At 58.4% G+C, this 5,072-nt stretch carries 4 protein-coding genes and 1 pseudogene; 2 read left to right on the top strand and 3 right to left on the bottom strand.

Annotated features, from left to right (window positions below; all coding sequences use genetic code 11):
* The 3 genes and pseudogenes from NW840_RS05270 to pdxA all read right to left on the bottom strand — a co-directional run.
* Positions 1-188 (bottom strand): annotated as a pseudogene (locus NW840_RS05270) (hypothetical protein); the annotation flags it as partial.
* A gap of 87 nt (positions 189-275) precedes the next feature.
* Positions 276-1,391, bottom strand: a complete 1,116-nt coding sequence (locus NW840_RS05265; RefSeq protein ID WP_414342813.1) for an aldo/keto reductase — start codon at positions 1,389-1,391, stop codon at positions 276-278.
* A 90-nt stretch (positions 1,392-1,481) separates the two neighbouring features.
* Positions 1,482-2,504: a 4-hydroxythreonine-4-phosphate dehydrogenase PdxA gene (gene pdxA, locus NW840_RS05260; protein WP_414342811.1), complete on the bottom strand. Its 1,023-nt coding sequence runs from the start codon at positions 2,502-2,504 to the stop codon at positions 1,482-1,484.
* 201 nt (positions 2,505-2,705) lie between these two features.
* Here pdxA and NW840_RS05255 point away from each other — a divergent pair, with 201 nt between their 5' ends.
* Complete coding sequence (locus NW840_RS05255) at positions 2,706-3,686, top strand: alpha-ketoacid dehydrogenase subunit beta (protein WP_414331610.1); 981 nt, start codon at positions 2,706-2,708, stop codon at positions 3,684-3,686.
* 105 nt (positions 3,687-3,791) lie between these two features.
* Positions 3,792-5,072, top strand: a 1,281-nt coding sequence (locus tag NW840_RS05250; RefSeq protein WP_414342808.1) for a DUF3084 domain-containing protein, incomplete at its 3' end; no start/stop codon positions are given.

The raw sequence follows: 5,072 nt of genomic DNA, 5'->3' as shown, positions 1-5,072 counted from the left end.
TCGATTTCCCGCAGACGGGCGGCGTTCTCCTCGGCAGACTGGGCGCGGCTTTCTTGGATGGACTGACGCAGCTCCTGGATGGATTGGCAGAGCTCCCGGATTTCTCGGCTGTTGGCAGCAGTCTGTTCAGCCGTCCAAGCCAGCAGTTGTTCCACCCGGTCTAAGCGGTCTTGGCTCTGACTATTCACTCCGATGCCTCGCCTTGTGATGCAATCGATAAACTCCATCCGATTATAAGTGGAGTTAAGCTCAGCCAAATAGGATAGGTGGAATGGTTATTCCCAGAGCCGCCGGATCGGAGACCGATGCAGCAACTGGTGGGCTTCGGACAGCAACTCCGGGATCCGCAGATGCTCTGGGCAGCGGGGCAAGCAGTCACCGCATTCGGTACAGCGGTCGGCAGGTGACCCCGGAAACCAATGCCCAGCTTGGCCGAACATGTTGTAGCGGTACTGGGCAAACTCCGTCATTTCGTGGGCAATGGCCAAGTTGCGCAACCGCAGCACTTCGGGAATGTGGATCCCTTCTGGGCAGGGCAGGCAGGCGTAGCACTGGGCGCAGCGGCTGGATCCCAAGCGTTCCTGCTCGGTTTGGCGCAACCGTTCTTGCACCTGAGGGCCATTTACCCACCACCGGTCGGGATCCCGTAAGGCCGACAAGGCCACCTGCAACTCCTCAGGATGGGTGATGCCTAGGCTGAGGGTGTGAACACGGGGATCCGCCAGCAAAAAACGATAGGCAAATTCCAAGGGGCTGAAAGGGGCACAGCACTCCTGCAGGTGTTGGGGCGGGCGATAGAGCATTCCCCCCTTATCGGCGGGAGAAATAATGAACACGCCCATATCCTGCTGGGCAGCTGCTTTTAGGGCCGGTGCATTGCGCTGTTGGAAAAAGTGATAGTGCAAATTAACAAAGTCAAAGCATCCTGTCTGGATGGCCTGCAAAATTAACTCCAGGGATCCATGGGTGGAAAAACCAATGTAGCGCACCCAGCCTTCTTGCTGCATCTGCTTGAGAATCGGCAACCCTTTCTGCAGCACCCACTCCAGATGTTCCGGCAAGTTGATGCCATGAAAGGCAAATTGATCCAGGTAATCCACCCGCAGACGGCGCAGGGATCCCTGAAGCCGCTCTCGCAACCCATCTGTGGGAGTGAGTTTGCTGGTCAGAATCAACTGATGGCGTGAAAAGGGCAGGGTTTGCAAAATCTCGCCCAAGAGCACCTCGGCATGGCCATAAGCCTGAGCCGTTTCGATGTGGTTGATCCCTGCGGCTAGGGCTGCCTCAACGGTTGCCTGAGCTTGATCCCTGGGCACATTGACCAAGCGCATGCTGCCCAGAGAAAAAACCGAGACCAGCTGTTGGGTGCGCCCAAAGCGACGGTAGAGCATTGCGGCTGAGGTGATGCCAGCAACTCCCATCAAATCACCCCCCAGAGGCGGGAGACAGCTTCAGATGGCCGGGCACAGGCATGGTTTCCCTCAGGAGGGGTTTTTGCCCAGCAGTTCTGCCGCCAGCAGGATCGCCTGCTTGAAGCTCTCGCATCGGGCCACCCCTTGGCCGGCAATGTCGAAGGCGGTGCCATGATCGGGAGAGGTGCGAACAAAAGGCAACCCAATTGTCAGGTTGACTGCCCGGTCAAAAGCCAGCATCTTCACCGGGATCAAACCTTGATCATGATAGAGAGCCAAGTAGGCATCTGCCACAGTTGGGGATCCCTGGCCATGCCAGGCTTGCGCGGGAGCCAGCCACATGGTGTCGGGGGGAAGCGGCCCCCAAATTTGGGCGTGGGCATAGGTGCGCAGCAGCTCGGTCAGCCATTCTTTTTCCTCCGATCCCAGTTGCCCCTGTTCGCCGGCATGGGGATTCAGGCCGGCTACTGCAATCACAGGATCCCGGATCCCAAAGGTGTGGCGCAGGGATCCCACCAGCACATTCAGCTTTGTCCGCACCCGCTCTGGAGTCAGCACGGTGGGCACTTGGCCGAGGGGAATATGGGTGGTGGCCAGCAAAACCCGCATCTGCCAGCCACTGTGGGGGGAACGGGCGACAAACAGCATCCCGTAGCGTTCAGACCCACTCAGTTGGGCCAAAACTTCCGTTTGGCCAGGGAACCGGTAGCCAGCTTGATGCCAGAGATATTTGGCGATGGGTGCTGTCACGATCCCCTGAAACTCCCCCTGCAACGTCCGTTCGACCGCCGTTCTCAGGTAAGCAAAACTAACCGCACCACTGTCGGCATCCCCTTGACCGACACGGCCAGGCTGCAACCAAAAGCCCGTGTTGCATTCCAGCATCGGGATCCCTGCCGGATGGGCCAACGGAGCCGGCGACCGATCTCTCAGCAGGCGATAGGTGGCTTCTAGAACCTGCCGATCCCCTACAACCGTGATGTGGGCGCAAGACTGCACCTCAGGATCCGCCAGCACCTTGAGCACAATTTCCGGCCCAATTCCCGTGGGATCCCCCAAGGTCAGGGCCAGTTTGGGCAGTGCAAGGCTCATGGTGTCTTTATCTTGAGAAGACAGATCTTGAGAAGACAGATGATCTCCATTTTGCAGGGGAAGCAGAGTGCCGACAAAAGCTGTGGGGTAAGGTCGCCATCCCTCTGAGCCAGAATGCTGAGCTCAGCCTATCCAGTCATCTGCAAGGGGATCCATGCCGGCAAAATGGTTTAATGAGGGTTTAGCGATATTTGACCTCATATGGCCGAGACATTCCTTTACAACGCCTTGCGTGCTGCCCTCGACGAAGAAATGGCCCGGGATCCCAACGTGTTTGTTTTGGGAGAAGATGTCGGCCATTACGGTGGCTCCTACAAAGTCACCAAAGACCTGTATCGCAAGTATGGGGAGATGCGCCTGCTGGATACCCCCATCTGCGAGAACAGCTTCACCGGCCTGGCCATCGGGGCAGCCATGACCGGCTTGCGCCCGGTGGTGGAAGGGATGAACATGGGCTTTCTGCTGCTGGCCTTCAACCAAATTGCCAACAATGCCGGTATGCTGCGCTACACTTCCGGGGGCAATTTCAAGATCCCGATGGTCATCCGCGGGCCGGGCGGGGTGGGTCGTCAGTTGGGAGCAGAACACTCGCAGCGGCTAGAGGCCTACTTCCAAGCGGTGCCCGGGCTTAAGATCGTGGCCTGTTCAACTCCCTATAATGCCAAGGGCTTGCTCAAGTCCGCCATCCGCGACGACAACCCCGTTCTCTTTTTCGAGCATGTGCTCCTGTACAACTTGAAAGAAGATCTGCCAGAAGAGGAATACCTTTTGCCTCTGGACAAAGCCGAAATCGTCCGATCCGGCTCCGATGTTACCCTGCTCACCTACTCCCGCATGCGCTACCACGTGCTCAAGGCCGTGGACACTTTGGTGCAGCAGGAGATCGACCCTGAGGTGATCGATTTAATCTCGCTGAAACCTTTAGATATGGGAACCATTGCCGCTTCGGTGCGCAAAACCCATCGGGTGATCATTGTTGAGGAAGACATGAAATCGGGTGGCATTGGGGCGGAACTGACAGCTCGCATCATGGAAGAACTGTTCGATGAGCTGGATGCGCCGGTGATGCGTTTGGCTTCGCAGGACATTCCCACCCCCTACAACGGCACGCTGGAGGCGGCCACCATCGTGCAACCTGCAGATATTGTGGCGGCGGTGGAGCGGCTCCTCTACGCGGATTAGAACCCCCAAAAATCCCTACAAAACAGCGCTGAAATCTATCTCCCAGCAACTTGCAAAATCCTCAGGGCAACCTTGCTAAGATTTCCATGGCAGGGATCCGCGAATATGCAAGGCGTACTGCTGATCCTCTACATGTTGGTTGTCAGTGGCCTGATTGCCGTTGTTGGGGATCGGGTGGGCTACCGCATTGGCAAAAAGCGCCTTACCTGGTTTAACCTGCGCCCCCGCCATACCGCCATTCTGGTGGCCGTGGTGACCGGCGTGAGCATCTCCGCCCTGACTTTGGGCACACTGCTGCTCCTCAACCGCTCTCTGTCGGAGGCCCTGTTCAGCTACACCAACCAAATTGCCCAGGCGGAGCAAGAGCTGCGGGCCCTCAACCGCCAAAAAGCCCTCTTGGAAGCGGAAAATGCCGCTCTCAGGGTTGAGCGGGATCACCTCAAGATGGATCTCGACCAATTTCGCACCCAGCAGTCGGCAGCCCAAACCCGCCTGAGCGAAGTGCGCGATCAGCTGGCAGTGGCGCTGCAGGAGCGGCAGGAGGCGGAGGCCAAGCTGGCGGCAGCCAACGAGCAACTGGCCAAGGTGCAGCCCAGTTTGGATCGAGCCCAGGCCGAGTTGGAGGCAGTGAAGGCAGAGGTGGAGTCGGCCCGCCAGGTGATCGCCACCCTGGAGTCGCAAAAACAAGCCCTGCAACTGGATCGGGATCAGCTGGAGCGCTCCCTGGATGTGGTGCAGGCGGCCTTAACCCAACTGGAGAACCAGAAAAACCAGCTTGAGCAGGAGATCGAGCAGCTCAACCAATTGGCGGTGCGGCTGCGGCGGGGGGAACTGGCCATCTTGGCGGGGGAAGTTTTGGCAACAGGAGTTGTGGAGGCTCCAAGAGGGGCAAAACCAGAGGCGATCCGGCGGCAGTTTGAGCACCTTTTGGCCCAGGCGGAACAGCGAGCCCTTGCCCTTGGATCCCAGCCCATGCCCCCTCTGGAAAACGCGATCTTGATCCGCCGCGAGGATGCCGATCAAGCCTTGGAGAAGTTGCAAGAGCCCGGTAGCTGGGCGGTGCGCATTCTCTCTGTTACCAACCGGCTCAAGGGGGAGCCTGTGCCTGTGCTCGTGCAGATTTACCCCAACCAGCGGATTTTCGCCAAGGGATCCGTGCTGGCCCACGGGGTGATTCAACCGGGTTTGAGCGAAAATCAGATCCAACAGCAACTGCTGGGGCTGCTGAACCAGGCCAATCAGCGCTCGCAGGAGGAGGGGCTCCTCTCGGATCCCATCACCGGCACTGTGGGGGAGTTCTCCCAGGTCAAGTTTCTGGAGGTTGTGCAGCATCTCCGCCAGAGCACCACCCCTCTGGATGTGAAGCTAGTTGCCGACACCGACATC

The sequence above is a fragment of the Synechococcus sp. R5-13 genome (assembly GCF_047462015.1).
Classification (GTDB): Bacteria; Cyanobacteriota; Cyanobacteriia; order Thermostichales; family Thermostichaceae; genus Thermostichus.
This window is presented reverse-complemented; position numbering and strand designations above follow the sequence as displayed.